Here is a 15,561-nt window from a genome sequence, read left to right as displayed (position 1 = left end):
GCCGCGCCCCGGCGTCACCTTATCGTCGCGGCGCGTTCCGTTTCCAGCAGCGCGGCCAGCCCGGCCCGGTAGTCGGGGTGGCGCAGATGGACCCCGAGCCCGGTCTTGATCCGGTCGTTCCGCACCCGCTTTGATTCGGCATAGAAGCTGCGGGCCATCGGGCTCAGATCGGCCTCTTCGAAGGGAATGGCGGGCGGCACCGGCAGGCCCAGCATCTCGGCTGCGAAGGCGATCACGTCTTCGGGCGGCGCCGGTTCGTCATCGGCCAGATTGTAGACAGACCCCGGATCGGGCGCGGCTATCGAGGCGGCCAGAACCTGAGCGATATCCGCGACATGAATGCGCGAGAACACCTGGCCTTCCTTGACGATGCGCTGGGCGCGGCCCTCGCGCACCCGGTCGAGCGGCGAACGCCCCGGCCCGTAGATGCCCGCCAGCCGGAAGATGTGCAAAGGCAGGCCCAAGGCGGCCCAGCCCGCCTCGGCCGCGACCCGGGCCGCGCCGCGCGATGTGGCCGGCGTCAGCGGTGTCGTCTCGTCGACCCAGCCGCCGGCATGATCGCCATAGACCCCGGTGGTCGACAGATAGCCGACCCAGCGCAGATGGCGTGCCTCGCGCAGGGTCTCGCCAAGTGCTGTCAGCACCGGATCGCCCGAGGCCCCGGGCGGTACCGAGGTCAGCAGGTGGGTCGCCTCGGCCAGATCGGGGCCAAGATCCTCGCCCGGCCAGACCCGGGCCTCGATGCCCGTCCGGCGCAGCGCCTCGGCGCCTTCGGGGCTACGGCTGGTACCGATCACGCGCCAGCCCGGTCCGAGGCTCTGCGCAAGTTCGCGGGCGGAATATCCATGCCCGATGGAAAGAAGCGTCTCTGTCATGTCCCATAGATCGGGCCGGGGGCGGCGTCTGGCAAGGGGGCTGTCGGCCCGCTCCGTTTGCGGACCGGGCTCGGGCCCGAGGGACCGGCCGGGCAGGGCTTGCGCCCCGGGCGCGAAGCGTGACACTTGATCCGACCCCGTCCCCCGACCCAGCCGACCGGAGACCCGCCCATGCCGGACTACAGCGACCCGCCCCTCTCAAGCCCCGACCTGCCCGCACCCGAGGCCTTCACCGATGCCGCCGCCGCGGTCGAGCGTCTGGTCGCGCTTTACGAGGCCTCGACAGGTTTCCTGAGGGCGCGCTTTGCCGAGGTCCTGTCCGGTGAGGCCCCCCATGCGCGGTTTCGCGCGGTCTATCCCGAAATCCGCGTGTCCACCGTCAGCTATGCCCAGGTCGACAGCCGCTTGTCGTTCGGGCATGTCGCCGAACCCGGCACCTATGCCACCACCGTCACCCGGCCCGATCTTTTCGCCAACTACCTGCGCCAGCAGATCGGGCTTTTGCTGGAAAACCACGGCCAGCCGGTGGTGATCGGCCCCTCGGCCACGCCGATCCCGATTCATTTCGCGATGGGCAGCGCCGGGGTCACGGTCCCGCAGGACGGCGCGCTGGAGGTGCCGCTGCGCGATCTATTCGACGTGCCGGACCTGACCACCACCAATGACGACATCGTCAACGGCACGCTGGCCCAGCCCGACGGCGTCGCGCGTCCGCTGGCGCCCTTCACCGCGCAGCGGGTGGATTACTCGCTGGCCCGGCTCGAACATTACACCGCGACCGCGCCCGAGCATTTCCAGAACCACGTTCTGTTCACCAACTACCAGTTCTATGTCGAGGAATTCGAGGCGCTGGCCCGGCAGGCGCTGGCCGATCCGGCCAGCGGCTATACCGCGCTCGTCGGTCCCGGCAATACCGAGATCACGGCCCCCGACGCGCCGCTGCCGGTGCCCGCCAAGCTGCCGCAGATGCCGTCCTATCACCTGAAACGCGCCGACGGGCAGGGGATCACGCTGGTCAATATCGGCGTCGGCCCCTCGAACGCGAAGACCGCGACAGACCATATCGCGGTGCTGCGTCCGCATGCCTGGCTGATGGTGGGCCATTGCGCGGGCCTGCGCAATTCGCAGCGTCTGGGCGATTTCGTGCTGGCCCATGGCTATCTGCGCGAGGATCATGTGCTGGACAACGACCTGCCGCTCTGGGTGCCGATCCCGGCCCTGGCCGAGATCCAGGTCGCGCTGGAAGATGCGGTCGAGGAAATTACCCGGCTGGAAGGCTACGAGCTGAAGCGGATCATGCGCACCGGCACCGTCGCAACCATCGACAACCGCAACTGGGAACTGTCCGACCAGACCGGCCCGGTGCAGCGGCTGTCGCAATCCCGCGCCATCGCGCTCGACATGGAAAGCGCGACCATTGCCGCCAACGGCTTTCGCTTCCGGGTGCCCTACGGCACGCTGCTTTGCGTGTCGGACCGGCCCCTGCATGGCGAGCTGAAGCTGCCCGGCATGGCCTCGGCCTTCTATAAGACCCAGGTCGCGCGCCATCTGGCGATCGGGGTCCGGGCGATGGAGCTTCTGCGCGACATGCCGCTCGAGCGCATCCACAGCCGGAAACTGCGCAGCTTCGAGGAAACCGCGTTTCTCTGATCCGGGCGGTGCGCGGTCCTGCGACCCGGGGCGACGTTGCGTCAATCCGGTCGTGGCGCGGTGCGGGATGCGGTCGTATTCAGGGGAAATCGCCGGGGTCCGCCCCCTTGGCCGCGCAATGCCGGACGGGCGGCCGTGGCGCCGGCCGCTGCGATGCCCGCCGCTTTGGCCCGTTTCCGGTGGCTCGCGACGCGGAAAAGCGCCGCCGCGATGCGCTTCGACTTGCGCATCCCCGCCGATGCGGGGAAAACGGTCGCAGAGCGCTATGAAATACGGCTGTGCCCCCCACAAATGGTTGTGTGGGACCGCAATAGCGAGTTAAATGCGCCCGATTAGCCCCAATAGAGGGCAGGAACGAGGAGACCATACATGGCCAAACCCATGACCAAGACCCAGCTGGTTGCGGCCCTCGCCGAGGAGATGGAGGCCGACAAGAAAACCGCCTCTGCCGCCCTCGATGCGATGACGGCAATCATCACCCGCGAGGTGGCGGCTGGCGGCTCGGTGACCCTGCCCGGAGTGGGCAAGATCTACTGCCGCGAACGCCCCGAACGCATGGTGCGCAACCCGGCCACCGGCGAGCAGTTCAAGAAGGACTCCGACAAGGTGGTGAAAGTCACCATCGCCAAGGCCCTGAAGGACAGCGTGAACGGCTGACCCGCCGTACGGCTTCACGGCCGAAGGGATCGAGGGTCGCCCCGTGGGGCGGCCCTTTTGTTTGGGGGGGACATCCCGGGAGGGGGAATGGACATCCGCGCACTGGCGATGGGACTGGCCTTCGCCTTCATCTGGGCTTCGGCCTTCAGTTCGGGGCGGATCATCGTCGGGGCGGCGCCGCCGCTGACGGCGCTGTGCCTGCGCTTTCTGGTCTCGGGACTGATCGGCATTGGCATCGCGCTGGCGCTGGGGCAAAGCTGGCGGCTGACCCGGCCGCAATGGCGGGGCACGCTGGTCTTCGGGCTCAGCCAGAACGCGCTGTATCTGGGGCTCAACTACGTTGCCATGCAGACGCTCGAGGCCTCGATGGCGGCGATCGTCGCCTCGACCATGCCGCTGCTGGTGGCGCTGTTCGGCTGGATGGCGCTGGGCCAGAGGCTGCGGCCGCTCGGGGCGCTGGGCCTTGCGGTGGGCTTTGCGGGCGTCGCCGTCATCATGGGCAGCCGGATCTCGGGCGGGGTCGACCCGCTGGGGCTGGGGCTGACCCTGGCCGCGGTGCTGGCCCTGACCGTGGCCACACTGGCCGTACGTACGGCCGCGTCGGGCGGTAATCTGCTGATGATCGTGGGGCTGCAGATGCTGGTGGGGCTGCAGATGCTGGTGGGCGCGGCGGCGCTGGCGCTGGCCGCGGTCCTGACCGGCGAGCGCTGGGAGATCGACTGGAGCTGGCCGCTGATCCTGGCGTTTGCCTACACGGTGGTGTTCCCGAGCCTCGTGGCCACCTGGGTCTGGTTCTTGCTGGTGCGCCGGGTGGGCGCGGTCCGCGCGGCGACCTTCCATTTCCTCAGCCCGTTCTTCGGCGTCGGCATCGCGGCGTTTCTGCTGGGCGAACGGCTGGGCCCTGCCGATATCGCCGGGGTGGCCATCGTGATGGCCGGGATCCTGGCGGTGCAGCTGTCGAAACAGGGACCGGCGGTGGCCCCGGCCAAAGGCCGGGACGGGTCCTGACCGCCGGACCTAGCCCCGCCGCCCGCCGCAAAGCGCCTTGATCGCGGCGCGATGCTCGGCCCGGGCGGCCAGCGCGTCGGCGGTCAGCTCGGTCACCGCCGCCATCAGGTCCTCGCGCGGGACCAGCCGGTCGACCAGACCGAAGGCCAGCGCCTCGTCGGCCGACAGCTTCGCGCCGCCCATCAGCACCAGCTTGGCCCGGGCCGGACCGATCAGCGCCGTCAGCCGCCCGGGGTCCGAGGGCTGGGGCAGGAAGCCAAGCTTCATCACCGGATAGAAGAATTTCGCCTCGGGCACCGCGATCCGGAGATCGCAGGCCAGCGCCATCCCGAAGGCGCCCCCCGCCAGCGTGCCATTCAGCGCCGCGACGGTCAGCGCGTCGAGCCCGGCAATGGCGGCCGAGACCCGTTCCCAGACCCCGTCGGTCGCGAGCCCCGCCCGCGCCTCGTCCAGATCGGCGCCCGCCGAGAACACCTTGCCCTCGCCGGTCAGCACCAGCACGGCCACGCCCTCGGCCTGGGCCTCAAGCGCGATTTCCTCAAGCCGGACCAGCATGTCGCGGGTCAGCGAATTGGCTTTTTCGGGCCGGGTCAGGGTCACGGTCCACAGACCGCCCTCGCGCCGGAGCCCGATCATGTCGGCAGCCCCACGCGGCGCCGGATCGCCCGTTCGCGCAGCGATACCTGCTGGCCCAGGAACTCGTCGGCATCGGCCCCGCACATCCAGATCAGCGCCTTGGCGGGCCAGGCCGGCGGGATGTGTTCGGACCAGTCGAGCCGGCTGACCGGGTTCACCCCGCTGTCGCGGATGGTCTTCTGCATGTCGGTCGCCACCGTGCCGGGCGACAGCGCCAGCGCGCGCACCCCCTGGCCGCGGCCCTCGTGATCGGCGCATTTGGTCAGCATTGCGACCGCCGCCTTCGAGGTGCAATAGGCGCTCCAGCCCTCCTGCGGGCTGGTCGCGGCGCCCGACCCGATGCTGAGGATGGTGCCGCCGCCCATCGCCGCCATCACCGGCAGCGCGGCGCGGATGCCGTGGAAGACGCCCTTGACGTTGATGTCGATGGCCGTCGACCAATCCTCGGGATCGACCGCGTCGAGCCGCCCGATGGGCTCGATCACGGCGGCATTGTTCACCAGAACGTCGATTTTCCCGAAAGCTTGAACGGTCGCGCGCACCGCGTCGGCGACCCGTCCGAATTCGGCCACGTCGCAGCCGATGGCGATGGCGCGCGGGCCGGTTTCGGCGATTTCCTGCGCAATGGTAGCGATGGCCTGCTCGCTGCGCGCGGCCAGCGCCACATGCGCCCCGGCCTCGGCAAAGGCCCGGGCGGCGGCGGCCCCGATCCCCCGGCTTGCCCCGGTGATCAGGACGCTCTTGCCTGTCATGTCGGTCATGGTGCCCTCCCTCGACGGTCTGCGACCCCAAGATCTATCCCGCCCGGCCGCGGCGCGCCAGCACAACGTGCCGTTGACTTGCCCCGAGCCAGCACCGATGTTTGCGCCAAATCCTCAGGATGAAAGGTTTGCCATGACGTCCCTGAAAACGGCCTCTGCCCTGGCCATCGCCGCCGCATTCGGCCTGGCCCTGCCCGCGTCGGCCGATGTGACCGCCGATCAGGTCTGGACGGCCTGGAAGGCCATCGCCCAGGGCTCGGGTCAAAGCATGACCGGCCGCGAAAGCCGCAGCGGCACCACGCTGACGGTCGAGGACCTGCAGGTCGCAAGCAAAGACGGGCAGGGCGGGTCGGTCCGGGTGGGGCTTGGTCAGGTCGCCTTCGCCGAACGCGGCGATGGCAGCGTCGAGATCCGGATGCCCGAGACCCATCCGCTGACGGTCGAGATCCGCAATGCCGAAGGCGAGGTGACCGGGCTCGATTTCACCGTGCGCCAGCCCGGTTTCGAAATGGTGGCCAGCGGTACGCCCGAGGCGCTGAAACAGGACGTCACCGCGCCCGAGGTGACGCTGACGCTGGACCGTGTCAGCGGGACCAAGCCGGTCGATGTCGAGGCCCGGATGACGGTGTCCGGCATGTCAGGTCACTATGCCCAGAGCCAGGGCGAGATGCGGAGCTTCGAAAGCGGCTTCGAGGCCGACCGGGTCAAGCTTGATTTTGCCGCGACCGATCCCGACGACGGGACTCATGTGAGCCTTGTCGGCAGCGTCCATGACGTCGCCTCGAGCTCGGACAGCCGGATGCCGGTCGGAGGCGATCCGACCCAGCTTGCCCAGATGCTGCGGGCCGGCTTCACCTCGCAGGGCGAACTGACCCATGGCGCCATGGGCTACACGCTCGATGTGACCGAGACGGACGATCCGACCCATGTCGAGGTCTCGGCCAATTCCGGCCGGATCGGCTTCGATCTGGGCGGCACGGGCATGACCTATGACCTCACCGGCAAGAACACCCGCGTCGCCCTGTCGACGCCGAAACTGCCGATGCCGCAGGTCGAGTTGCAGATGGCCGAGACCGGCGCGCATTTCGAGATGCCGCTGATGCAGACCGAGACCCCGGCCGATTTCGGGCTTGGGCTGCGGCTTGCCGGGGTGACGGTCAGCAAGGAGGTCTGGGCGCTGTTCGATCCGACCGGCCAGCTGCCGCGCGATCCGGCGACGCTGATCGTCGATCTGGCGGGCAAGGCGCGCTGGCTGGCCGATCTTACCGACCCGGCGATCGCGTCCAGCGACGACGTCCCGGCCGAGCTGCATGCCCTTAACGTCAAGGATCTGCGGCTGCAGGTCGCTGGCGCCGACCTGACCGGATCGGGCGATTTCACCTTCGACAACGCCGACAAGGTGACCTTCAGCGGCATCGCGCGGCCCGAAGGCACGCTGTCGCTCCGGCTGGCGGGCGGTAACGGGCTGATGGACAAGCTGGTCGCGATGGGGCTCATCCCGCAGGATCAGGCGATGGGCCTGCGCATGATGATGGGCATGTTCGCGCGGCCCGGCGACGGCCCCGACACGATGGTCTCGGAGATCACCGTCAACGGACAGGGCCAGGTCCTGGCGAACGGCCAGCGGCTGCGCTGAGCCGGCCGGCGCCACCCGTCTGACAGCCTTCCGACCTGCCCGCGCCGTCTTGCGCGGGCAGGTCGTCCCCATTAGCAGACCCCAAGATCCACGATCCGGAGGCCCCATGTCCGATCCCATCCCGTCGCTGACCGAGGCCCTGCTCGATGCCGCCCGCAAGGCCGGTGCCGAGGCCGCCGATGCGCTGGTGACCGAGGGCACCTCGCTGTCGATCGACGTGCGCGACGGACGGCTGGAACAGGCGGAACGCTCGGAAGGGATCGAACTGGGGCTCAGGGTGCTGATCGGACGGCGGCAGGCTTGCGTCTCGTCCTCGGACAGCCGCCCGGAAACCCTGGCCGAGATGGCCGCCCGCGCCGTGGCGATGGCGCGCGAGGCCCCCGAGGACGCGACCGTGGGGCTTGCCGACCCGGCCCAGCTGGCGGCGCGGCGCGATGCCGAGGCGCTCGATCTGGCCGATCCGTCCCCCGAACCCGACCCGGCGGCGCTGGAAGACGATGCCCGCCGGGCCGAGGCCGCGGCCCGTGCCGTGCCGGGCGTGGCCCAGGTGCAGTCGGCTAGCGCCGGTTACGGTCACCGCCGGATGCTGATGGCGGCCAGCAACGGGTTTTCCGGCGGCTATGCCCGCACCAGCCGCTCGGTCTCCTGCATCGCGATCAGCGGCGAGGGCAGCGGGATGGAGCGCGACTGGCATTCCGAGATGCGGACCTTTCAGGCCGAACTGCCCGCGCCCGACGACATCGGCCGGATCGCGGGCGAACGCGCCGCGGCGCTGGCGGGCGCGCGGCGGCCCCGGACCGGTGCCTATCCGGTGCTGTTCGACGAACGCATCTCGGCCTCGCTGATCGGTCATCTGCTGTCGGCGATCAATGGCGGCGCCATCGTGCGCGGCGGGTCCTGGGCGCGCGAGCTGCTGGGCCGCGAGGTGTTGCCGACCGCCCTGTCGCTGATCGAGGACCCGCACCGGCCGCGGATCGCCGGGTCGCGCCCGTTCGACGCCGAGGGCCTGCCCACGATGCGCCGCGCGCTGGTCGAGAACGGCGTGCTGACCGGCTGGGTGCTGGACCTCGGGTCGGCCCGCAAGCTGGGGTTGGAGAGCACCGGCAATGCGGTGCGGTCGGTCTCGGCGCCGCCCTCTCCGGCGGCGGGCAACGTGACCCTGACCCCGGGCGAGGTCGGTCGCGAGGCGCTGATCGCCGAGATGGGCACCGGGCTTCTGGTGACCTCGCTGATCGGCAGCACGATCAACCCGACCACGGGCGATTATTCGCGCGGTGCCTCGGGCTTCTGGGTCGAGAACGGCCAGATCGCCTATCCGGTCAACGAATGCACCATCGCCGGAAAGCTGCCCGAGATGCTGCGCCGCCTGCGGCCCGCGAATGACGCCCGGGATCACCTGTCGCGCCGCGTCCCCAGCCTTCTGGTCGAGGGGATGACGCTTGCCGGCGCTTGATCTCGCGCTGCTGACCACGGCAGCCCTCGAGGCCGGACAGATTGCCCGCCGTTACTGGCGCACCTCCCCCGAAACCTGGGAAAAGCCGGGCCATCAGGGCCCCGTTTCGGAAGCCGACATCGCCATCGACCGTCGGCTCCGGCAGATGCTGACCGCGGCCCGGCCGGGCTATGGCTGGCTGTCGGAAGAGACCGAGGACGACCCGGCCCGGCTTGGGGCCGAACGGGTCTTCATCGTCGACCCGATCGACGGCACCCGCGCCTTTCTGGAGGGTGATCGCAGCTTTTCCCACGCGCTCGCGGTGGCCGAGGCCGGTCGGGTGGTCGCGGCGGTGGTTTTCCTGCCCATGCGCGACAAGCTTTACTCGGCGATCCGGGGTGGCGGCGCCTATCTCAACGGCGCCTCGATCCGCCCCAGCGCGCGGACCGCGCTTGACGGCGCCTCGGTGCTGGCCACGCGCCCGGCGTTCGATCCCGAGCATTGGGCCGGGCCGGTGCCGCATGTCCATCGCGCCCTGCGCGCCTCGCTGGCCTACCGGCTGTGCCTGGTGGCCGAGGGGCGCTACGACGCGATGCTGACGATCCGCGACAGCTGGCACTGGGACACCGCGGCCGGCAGCCTGATCCTGACCGAGGCCGGGGCGGCCGTCACCGATCTTGGCGGCTGTCCGCTGATCTACAACACCGCGCCGCCGTTGTCGCGCGGGATCGTCGCCGCGCCGCCCGCGCTGCATGCCGAGATCCTGTCGAGGCTGGCCTGACCGGGGCGGCCCGTGCCGGGTCTGCGGCCGGCGATGTGGCCTTCCGCCGCGCCCGGGCTTGGTCTAGGGTGCGCGCGGACGGAAGGGAACAATCCGGAGGCTCAAGATGACCCAGCGCCTGCACCTCGTCTTCGGCGGGGAACTTGTCGATCCGACGCATACCGTATTCAAGAACGTCAACGACATTCATATCGTCGGGATGTATCCGAACTACGAGTCCGCCTACAACGCCTGGAAGGCCGAGGCGCACCGGACCGTGGACAATGCCCATATGCGCTACTTCATCGCCCATATTCACCGCCTGCGCGACGAGGAGGTCGAAGCCGGCCCGACCGAAGAGCTGGGCGCCTGATCCAGACCCGAACCGATGACGGCGACCGCGCCCGAGATCATGCCCATGGATGGCCCCGACCCCGGCCCGGAAAGGGCGCTGACCCCCGACCCGGGACCGGAGCCCGGATCGGGCGCAACGACCGCAAGGCAGGGCGCGGCCGGGGCGGACCCCGGGACCGCCGCCGCGGGGCCGCTTCTGTGGCTGCACAACCCGCCGCCCGACGAACAGGCCGCGGCGGTGGAACTGATCCGCGAACTGGCGCGTGAAAAGCCCGCGCTGAGGGTGCTGGTGACCGGCATCGACGCGCCGCCCACCTGGGTGGAAACGGTGCGCGGCCTGCCGCAGGCCATTACCGCCGTCGCCCCCGCCGACGGGCACCGGGCCGTGACGGCCTTTCTCGATCTGTGGCGGCCCGATCTCGCCGTCTTCTATCCCGATCACCTGCCCTCGACGCTGATCTCGCTGACCCATGCCCGGGGCACCGCGCTTTTCCTGATCACGCGCGATCTGCCGCGCGCCTGGCACAGCCGCTGGCGGGTCGGGATCGGCGGCACCCGGCGCCTGTTGCGCCGCTTCGACCGGATCTTTGCCCAGAGTCCCGGCACCGCCGGAGAACTGCGCGCGCTGGGCCTGCCGCGCTGGCAGATCAGCCCCTGCGGGCCGCTGTCCGAAGGCAGCGCGGTTCTGGGCTGCAGCGAGGCCGAACGCGACGTGCTGGCCGGGCTGATGGGCGGGCGTCCGGCCTGGCTTGCGGCCGGCGTTCCCTTCGTCGAGGAACCGGTGGTGATCGCGGCGCATGCCGGGGCCACGCGCTTTGCGCATCGCCTGCTGATGATCCTGAGCCCCGAGGACCCGGCGCGCGGCCCGGCGCTGGCCGCCGATCTGCGCGAGGATGGCTGGGACGTGGCGCTGAGGTCCGACGACGAGGAACCCTCGGCCGAAACCCAGATCTATGTTGCCGATACGGAGGGCGAGCTGGGGCTCTGGCTCCGGCTGGCACCGGTGACCTTTCTGGGCGGAACGCTCGGGGCGAATGCCGGACCCGATCCCTACCGGGCGGCGGCGTTGGGCTCGGCGATCCTGCACGGGCCCGCGACCGGGGCCTATCCCGACCATTACCGGCGGCTGTCGAACGCGCTGGCGACCCGCACGGTGCAGGACGCAAGATCGATGGCCGAGGTCTTGGTCGATGTGCTGGCGCCCGACCGTGCCGCCGCCATGGCCCGCGCCGCCTGGGAGGTCTCGACCCAGGGCACGATGGCAACCGAGCGCGTCGTGCGGCGGATGATCGAGGCGCTCGACATGGCCGAGGCGGTCTGATGCAGGCCCCGGCCTTCTGGTACGCCTCCCCCGACCGGCCCGGCCTTGCCGCCCGCGCGCTGGGCCCGCTGGGGCGGCTTTATGCCCGGGCCACGGCCCGGCGGCTGGCGAAGGGGCCGCGCACGCGGGTGGGCGTGCCGGTGATCTGCGTCGGCAACATCAATGCGGGCGGCACCGGCAAGACGCCCACGGTGATCGCGCTGGCGATGCGGCTGATCGCGCGCGGGGTGGCGGTGCATGTGGTCAGCCGGGGTCATGGCGGTCGGCTGACCGGGCCGGTCCGGGTCGAGGAACGGACCCATGACGCCGCCGATGTCGGCGACGAGCCGTTGCTGATCGCGGCCTTCGCGCCGGTCTGGGTGGCCCGCGACCGGGCCGAGGGTGCGCTGGCGGCGGTCGCGGCCGGGGCCGAGGCGATCCTGCTCGATGACGGGTTCCAGAACCCCGCGCTGGCCCCCGATCTGTCGCTGGTGGTGGTCGATGCCGCCAAGGGCTTCGGCAATGGCCGTACCATCCCGGCCGGGCCGCTGGGGGAGCCGGTCGCGGCGGGGATGCGCCGGGCCGATCTGCTTTTGTCGATCGGCACCGGGACCGCGCAACGCCAGTTCACCGACACCTGGGGCCGCGAGATCCATGTGCCGCGCCTCGCGGGAGCCCTGCGTCCATTGCCCACGGGCATGGACTGGCAGGGGCTTCGCGCGCTGGCCTTCGCCGGGATCGGCCATCCCGAGAAGTTCTTCGCGACGCTCAGAGGCCTCGGCGCCGATCTGTTGCGGGCCGAGGCGCTGGACGATCACCAGCCGCTGACCTCCGCGCTGATGGCCCGGCTCGAGACCGAGGCAAAGCTGTTGGGCGCGCAGCTTGTGACCACCGAGAAGGATGCGGTCCGGCTGCCCGCGAGCTTTCGTCAGAAGGTGCTGACCCTGCCGGTGCGGCTGGAGCTGGAGGACTGGGGCGCTATCGACGCGGCCTTCGACCGGCTGAAGCTGGGGCGCTGAGCACCTCGCGGATATCGGCGCCATCCTGATCGAGTCGGGGGGCGGGCCGGTCCAGCGTCAACTCGGCCTCGGAAAACCGGATTGGGGTACGCACGCCCGGCAGGCCGTCATTCTCGACCACCAGACCGCGATGGCGGATCTGCGGATCGGCGAAAACCTCGTCCATGCGGTTGATCGGCCCGGCGGGCACGCCCCGGGCCTCGCAGGCGGCCAGCAGATCGGCCTTGGTTCGTGCCCGTGTCGCCTCGGTCAGGGCAGCGGTCAGCGCCTCGCGATGGGCGACCCGGTCGGCATTGCTGGCGAAACGCGGGTCTTCGGCCAGTTCGGGTAGGCCCAGAAGGTCGCAGAGCCTGCCGAATTGTGCGTCATTGCCCACCGCGACGATGGTATGGCCGTCGGCGCAGTCGAAGACCTGATAGGGGGCGAGATTGGGATGGGTATTGCCCATCCGGCCGGGCGGGGTGCCGGTGGTGAGGTAATTCATCGCCTGATTGGCGGTGATCGCCGTCGCCACGTCGAACAGCGCCATGTCGACCTGCTGACCCCGGCCGGTTTCGGCCCGCTGATGCACGGCCGCAAGGATCGCGGTCGCGGCATAGATGCCGGTGAAGACATCGGCGACCGCGACGCCGACCCGCTGCGGCTGGCCGTCGGCCTCGCCGGTGATCGACATCAGCCCCGACATCCCCTGGATGATGTAGTCATAGCCCGCGCGATGGGCATAGGGCCCGTCCTGCCCGAAGCCGGTGATCGAACAATAGATCAGCCGCGGATTGACCGCCGACAGCCCGGCATGGTCGAGCCCGTATTTGGCAAGGCCCCCGACCTTGAAATTCTCGATGACGATATCGGCTTCGGCGACCAGCGCGCGGACCAGCGCCTGGCCCTCGGGGGTGCGGAAATCGGCCGCGACGGACCGCTTGCCGCGATTGCAGGCATGGAAATAGGCGGCCTCGCGGGCGCCGTCCTCACGGGTCACGAAGGGCGGACCCCAGCGGCGGGTATCGTCGCCCTCGGGGGCCTCGACCTTGATCACCTCGGCGCCCAGATCGGCCAGGATCTGGCCCGCCCAGGGGCCGGCCAGAATCCGCGCCAGTTCGACGACCTTCAGACCCGAAAGCGGGGATGCCATCGCGTCAGCCGGCCAGCTTCTCGTCGAGGATCTTCTTGAGATCGCGATAGCTCATGTTCTTGTAAAGCTGCCCGTCGATCACCAGCGAGGGCGTGCCGGTGACCCCGGCCGCATCGACCGTCTTGTCCGAATTCTCGCTCAGCGCCTTGGCCAGCGCGGCATCGGTGAGGCACTGGTTCATCGCATCCTCGCTCAGCCCCGCGGTCTGGCCGATCCGGCGCAGGTTTTCCGAAGTCTTCTGCGGGTCCTTCGGGTCGATCCAGTCCTTCTGCTTTTCGTACAGCATCGAGACGATGCCAAAGAACCGCATCTCGCCGCCGCAGCGCGCCAGAAGACCGGCCCAGACCGCGTAGGGGTCCCAGTAGACCTCGTGATAGGTGAAATGGACCTTGCCGGTGTCGATGTAATCGGCCTTCAGGCGCTTGAAGACGTCCTCATGGAAATGCGCGCAGTGGCCGCAGGTGAAAGAGGCGAACTCCTCCAGCTCGATCGGCGCGTTCGGGTCGCCCATGGTGAAGGGGGTCACATCGGGCGTCTCCTCGGCCCAGGCGGCAGAGGACAGCAGCGGCGCCGAGGCCGGGGCAACGCCCAGACCCAGAGTGGTCAGCGCGGCCAGCCCGAAGGACAGCGTCAGTTTGCGGATCATCGAAGCGGTCTCCTTAGCGTTTCGAACGGGACAGAACCCTGGTCCCGAGGTCTTGCAGGGCGGCGCGCAACCCCTCGTCCCGAACCTCGACCGCCAGATCCGACGCGGCGGCGGCGGTCCGGGGATCGGGGGCAGGCGCGGGCGGCTTCGGGGCAGGGGCGAAGGCCGCCTGGCCCTCGGCAAAGCCCGTCGGAGCGGTCTGGGTCAGGCGGATGCGGGCAATGGCGGCATAGCCGTAGCAGGCGTTCACCTTTTCGCGGAGGGCGTCCTTCTGCATGTCCAGCATCGGCGCATGGGCGCCGGTGGTCAGCAGGGTCAGCGTGGCGCCGAAGCCGTCGCGGCCATAGCGCACCTCGACCGGGCGGCAGATCCGGGCGGTCTCGTCGCCGACCACCTCGGGCCAGTGGGTCAGAAGCCGCGCGACCGCAAAGCCGCGTTTTTCGCCCACGCGCCGGATGCGTCCCTCAAGCAGCGCCGAGGCCCTTTCGAACCCGCGTCTGCGCCGGCTGTTCTGGTCGGTTTGTCCCTGCATCCCTGTCAATTTCCCGATCCCTGACCTACCTTATGCGGCGGCAGGGCGGCCAGCCAGACAAATGACCCGGGCGGGAGCATAAAGATTGCGTGACGACGAGTTGAGCGCCGAGCTTCTGGCCTGGTACGACATCCATGCGCGCGATCTGCCCTGGCGGGTCGGCCCGGCGGCGCGCCAGGCGGGCGAGCGCCCAGACCCCTACCGGGTGTGGCTGTCCGAGGTGATGCTGCAGCAGACCACCGTCGCGGCGGTGAAGGACTATTTCCACCGCTTCACGACGCTCTGGCCCGATGTGGGCGCGCTGGCCGCGGCCGAGGATGCCCGGGTGATGGGCGAATGGGCGGGGCTTGGCTATTACGCCCGGGCGCGGAACCTTCTGAAATGCGCCCGCGCCGTCGCTGCCGACCATGGCGGGCGGTTTCCCGACAGCCGCGCGGCACTGCTGGCATTGCCGGGGATCGGCCCCTATACGGCGGCGGCCATCTCGGCCATCGCCTTCGACCGGCCCGAAACCGTGGTCGACGGCAATGTCGAACGGGTGATGTCCCGGCTCTTCGCGGTCGAGACGCCGCTGCCCACCGCCAAGCCCGACCTGACGGCGCTGGCCGCCCGGCTGACGCCACCCGAAAGGCCCGGAGATCATGCCCAGGCGGTGATGGATCTGGGGGCCACGATCTGCACGCCCCGGAACCCCGCCTGCGGGATCTGCCCCTGGCGCGCGCCTTGCGTCGCCCGCGCCGAGGGCATCGCCGCCGCGCTGCCCCGCAAGCTGCCGAAGACGCCCAAGCCGACCCGGCTGGGGCGGGCCTATCTGGGGCGGCGGACCGATGGCGCCTGGCTTCTGGAGCGCCGCCCCGAGACCGGGCTTCTGGGCGGCATGCTGGGCTGGCCCGGCAGCGATTGGGCCGAAACAGAGCCTTTTCCCGCTCCGCCCGCCGAGGCCGACTGGCGCCCGCTGGGGGCGGAGGTGCGGCACACATTCACCCATTTTCACCTGAGGCTCGATCTCTGGGTGGTCGATCTTCCCGGGGACTGCATCCCGGAGCGCGGGCAGTTTCTCGCGCCCGGCGCGTTCCGGCCGTCGGACCTGCCGACGGTGATGCGCAAGGCCTTCGACCTTGCGCGTCCGGCTTTCGATCCGCCCCGGAACGCCCAAGGCTGAG

Annotated in this window: 16 protein-coding genes; 10 read left to right on the top strand and 6 right to left on the bottom strand. The window is 70.1% G+C overall.

Annotated elements, in window-relative coordinates; all coding sequences use genetic code 11:
* Positions 1–14: 14 nt before the first annotated feature.
* Positions 15–875 carry an SDR family oxidoreductase gene (locus BYZ73_RS17295; protein WP_112316926.1) on the bottom strand — a complete coding sequence of 287 codons (861 nt, stop codon included), beginning with the start codon at positions 873–875 and terminating at the stop codon, positions 15–17.
* Positions 876–1,046: 171 nt separating this feature from the next.
* On the opposite strand from BYZ73_RS17295, the gene BYZ73_RS17290 reads away from it, so the two are divergent.
* From BYZ73_RS17290 to BYZ73_RS17280, 3 genes are all read left to right on the top strand, one after another.
* Complete coding sequence (locus BYZ73_RS17290; protein ID WP_112316924.1) at positions 1,047–2,525, top strand: AMP nucleosidase; 1,479 nt, start codon at positions 1,047–1,049, stop codon at positions 2,523–2,525.
* A 369-nt stretch (positions 2,526–2,894) separates the two neighbouring features.
* Positions 2,895–3,182 (top strand): HU family DNA-binding protein, encoded by a 288-nt coding sequence (locus BYZ73_RS17285; RefSeq protein ID WP_075783917.1) that lies wholly within the window; start codon positions 2,895–2,897, stop codon positions 3,180–3,182.
* Between the two features lie 87 nt (positions 3,183–3,269).
* The gene (locus tag BYZ73_RS17280) at positions 3,270–4,190 is read left to right on the top strand and encodes a DMT family transporter (protein WP_112316922.1); all 921 of its coding nucleotides are present in this window, start codon (positions 3,270–3,272) and stop codon (positions 4,188–4,190) included.
* A 9-nt stretch (positions 4,191–4,199) separates the two neighbouring features.
* On the opposite strand, the gene BYZ73_RS17275 is transcribed toward BYZ73_RS17280, so the two are convergent.
* Positions 4,200–4,826: an enoyl-CoA hydratase/isomerase family protein gene (locus BYZ73_RS17275; RefSeq protein ID WP_112316920.1), complete on the bottom strand. Its 627-nt coding sequence runs from the start codon at positions 4,824–4,826 to the stop codon at positions 4,200–4,202.
* The gene (locus BYZ73_RS17270) at positions 4,823–5,587 is read right to left on the bottom strand and encodes an SDR family oxidoreductase (RefSeq protein WP_112316918.1); all 765 of its coding nucleotides are present in this window, start codon (positions 5,585–5,587) and stop codon (positions 4,823–4,825) included. Before BYZ73_RS17270 ends, BYZ73_RS17275 begins: the two co-directional genes overlap by 4 nt.
* 133 nt (positions 5,588–5,720) lie before the next feature.
* On the opposite strand from BYZ73_RS17270, the gene BYZ73_RS17265 reads away from it, so the two are divergent.
* The 6 genes from BYZ73_RS17265 (at position 5,721) to lpxK (ending at position 12,088) form a co-directional block, all read left to right on the top strand.
* Positions 5,721–7,223, top strand: coding sequence for a DUF2125 domain-containing protein (locus tag BYZ73_RS17265; RefSeq protein WP_181498094.1), 1,503 nt, complete (start codon positions 5,721–5,723; stop codon positions 7,221–7,223).
* A 106-nt stretch (positions 7,224–7,329) separates the two neighbouring features.
* Positions 7,330–8,676 carry a TldD/PmbA family protein gene (locus tag BYZ73_RS17260; RefSeq protein ID WP_112316915.1) on the top strand — a complete coding sequence of 449 codons (1,347 nt, stop codon included), beginning with the start codon at positions 7,330–7,332 and terminating at the stop codon, positions 8,674–8,676.
* Complete coding sequence (locus BYZ73_RS17255) at positions 8,663–9,436, top strand: inositol monophosphatase family protein (protein WP_108028667.1); 774 nt, start codon at positions 8,663–8,665, stop codon at positions 9,434–9,436. Before BYZ73_RS17260 ends, BYZ73_RS17255 begins: the two co-directional genes overlap by 14 nt.
* 106 nt (positions 9,437–9,542) lie before the next feature.
* Entirely contained in the window at positions 9,543–9,788 is a 246-nt protein-coding gene (locus BYZ73_RS17250; protein WP_108028666.1) for a DUF4170 domain-containing protein, read from the top strand.
* A gap of 15 nt (positions 9,789–9,803) precedes the next feature.
* Entirely contained in the window at positions 9,804–11,090 is a 1,287-nt protein-coding gene (locus tag BYZ73_RS17245; RefSeq protein WP_112316913.1) for a 3-deoxy-D-manno-octulosonic acid transferase, read from the top strand.
* Positions 11,090–12,088, top strand: coding sequence for a tetraacyldisaccharide 4'-kinase (lpxK, locus tag BYZ73_RS17240; protein ID WP_112316911.1), 999 nt, complete (start codon positions 11,090–11,092; stop codon positions 12,086–12,088). Before BYZ73_RS17245 ends, lpxK begins: the two co-directional genes overlap by 1 nt.
* Here lpxK and BYZ73_RS17235 read toward each other — a convergent pair.
* The 3 genes from BYZ73_RS17235 to BYZ73_RS17225 are packed head-to-tail and all read right to left on the bottom strand — an operon-like array spanning position 12,048 to position 14,398.
* A complete protein-coding gene (locus tag BYZ73_RS17235; RefSeq protein ID WP_112316910.1) occupies positions 12,048–13,220 on the bottom strand; it encodes a CaiB/BaiF CoA transferase family protein in 1,173 nt (390 codons plus the stop codon). The two genes, lpxK and BYZ73_RS17235, sit on opposite strands and share 41 nt — an antisense overlap.
* A gap of 4 nt (positions 13,221–13,224) precedes the next feature.
* Complete coding sequence (locus tag BYZ73_RS17230) at positions 13,225–13,866, bottom strand: DsbA family protein (protein ID WP_112316908.1); 642 nt, start codon at positions 13,864–13,866, stop codon at positions 13,225–13,227.
* Between the two features lie 13 nt (positions 13,867–13,879).
* Positions 13,880–14,398, bottom strand: coding sequence for a DUF721 domain-containing protein (locus tag BYZ73_RS17225; RefSeq protein ID WP_108028661.1), 519 nt, complete (start codon positions 14,396–14,398; stop codon positions 13,880–13,882).
* 85 nt (positions 14,399–14,483) lie between these two features.
* Between BYZ73_RS17225 and BYZ73_RS17220 the strand changes: the two genes are divergently transcribed.
* Positions 14,484–15,560 (top strand): A/G-specific adenine glycosylase, encoded by a 1,077-nt coding sequence (locus BYZ73_RS17220; protein ID WP_112316906.1) that lies wholly within the window; start codon positions 14,484–14,486, stop codon positions 15,558–15,560.
* Position 15,561: the final 1 nt, after the last annotated feature.

This window comes from Rhodovulum viride (genome assembly GCF_003265965.1).
GTDB classification, from domain to species: domain Bacteria; phylum Pseudomonadota; class Alphaproteobacteria; order Rhodobacterales; family Rhodobacteraceae; genus Rhodovulum; species Rhodovulum kholense.
This window is presented reverse-complemented; position numbering and strand designations above follow the sequence as displayed.

What these genes read in the sequence shown, in the direction of transcription:
- BYZ73_RS17295 (WP_112316926.1), bottom strand. Translation starts at nt 875, where the DNA reads ATGACAGAGACGCTTCTTTCCATCGGGCATGGATATTCCGCCCGCGAA.
- BYZ73_RS17290 (WP_112316924.1), top strand. Translation starts at nt 1,047, where the DNA reads ATGCCGGACTACAGCGACCCGCCCCTCTCAAGCCCCGACCTGCCCGCA.
- BYZ73_RS17285 (WP_075783917.1), top strand. Translation starts at nt 2,895, where the DNA reads ATGGCCAAACCCATGACCAAGACCCAGCTGGTTGCGGCCCTCGCCGAG.
- BYZ73_RS17280 (WP_112316922.1), top strand. Translation starts at nt 3,270, where the DNA reads ATGGACATCCGCGCACTGGCGATGGGACTGGCCTTCGCCTTCATCTGG.
- BYZ73_RS17275 (WP_112316920.1), bottom strand. Translation starts at nt 4,826, where the DNA reads ATGATCGGGCTCCGGCGCGAGGGCGGTCTGTGGACCGTGACCCTGACC.
- BYZ73_RS17270 (WP_112316918.1), bottom strand. Translation starts at nt 5,587, where the DNA reads ATGACCGACATGACAGGCAAGAGCGTCCTGATCACCGGGGCAAGCCGG.
- BYZ73_RS17265 (WP_181498094.1), top strand. Translation starts at nt 5,721, where the DNA reads ATGACGTCCCTGAAAACGGCCTCTGCCCTGGCCATCGCCGCCGCATTC.
- BYZ73_RS17260 (WP_112316915.1), top strand. Translation starts at nt 7,330, where the DNA reads ATGTCCGATCCCATCCCGTCGCTGACCGAGGCCCTGCTCGATGCCGCC.
- BYZ73_RS17250 (WP_108028666.1), top strand. Translation starts at nt 9,543, where the DNA reads ATGACCCAGCGCCTGCACCTCGTCTTCGGCGGGGAACTTGTCGATCCG.
- BYZ73_RS17245 (WP_112316913.1), top strand. Translation starts at nt 9,804, where the DNA reads ATGACGGCGACCGCGCCCGAGATCATGCCCATGGATGGCCCCGACCCC.
- lpxK (WP_112316911.1), top strand. Translation starts at nt 11,090, where the DNA reads ATGCAGGCCCCGGCCTTCTGGTACGCCTCCCCCGACCGGCCCGGCCTT.
- BYZ73_RS17235 (WP_112316910.1), bottom strand. Translation starts at nt 13,220, where the DNA reads ATGGCATCCCCGCTTTCGGGTCTGAAGGTCGTCGAACTGGCGCGGATT.
- BYZ73_RS17230 (WP_112316908.1), bottom strand. Translation starts at nt 13,866, where the DNA reads ATGATCCGCAAACTGACGCTGTCCTTCGGGCTGGCCGCGCTGACCACT.
- BYZ73_RS17225 (WP_108028661.1), bottom strand. Translation starts at nt 14,398, where the DNA reads ATGCAGGGACAAACCGACCAGAACAGCCGGCGCAGACGCGGGTTCGAA.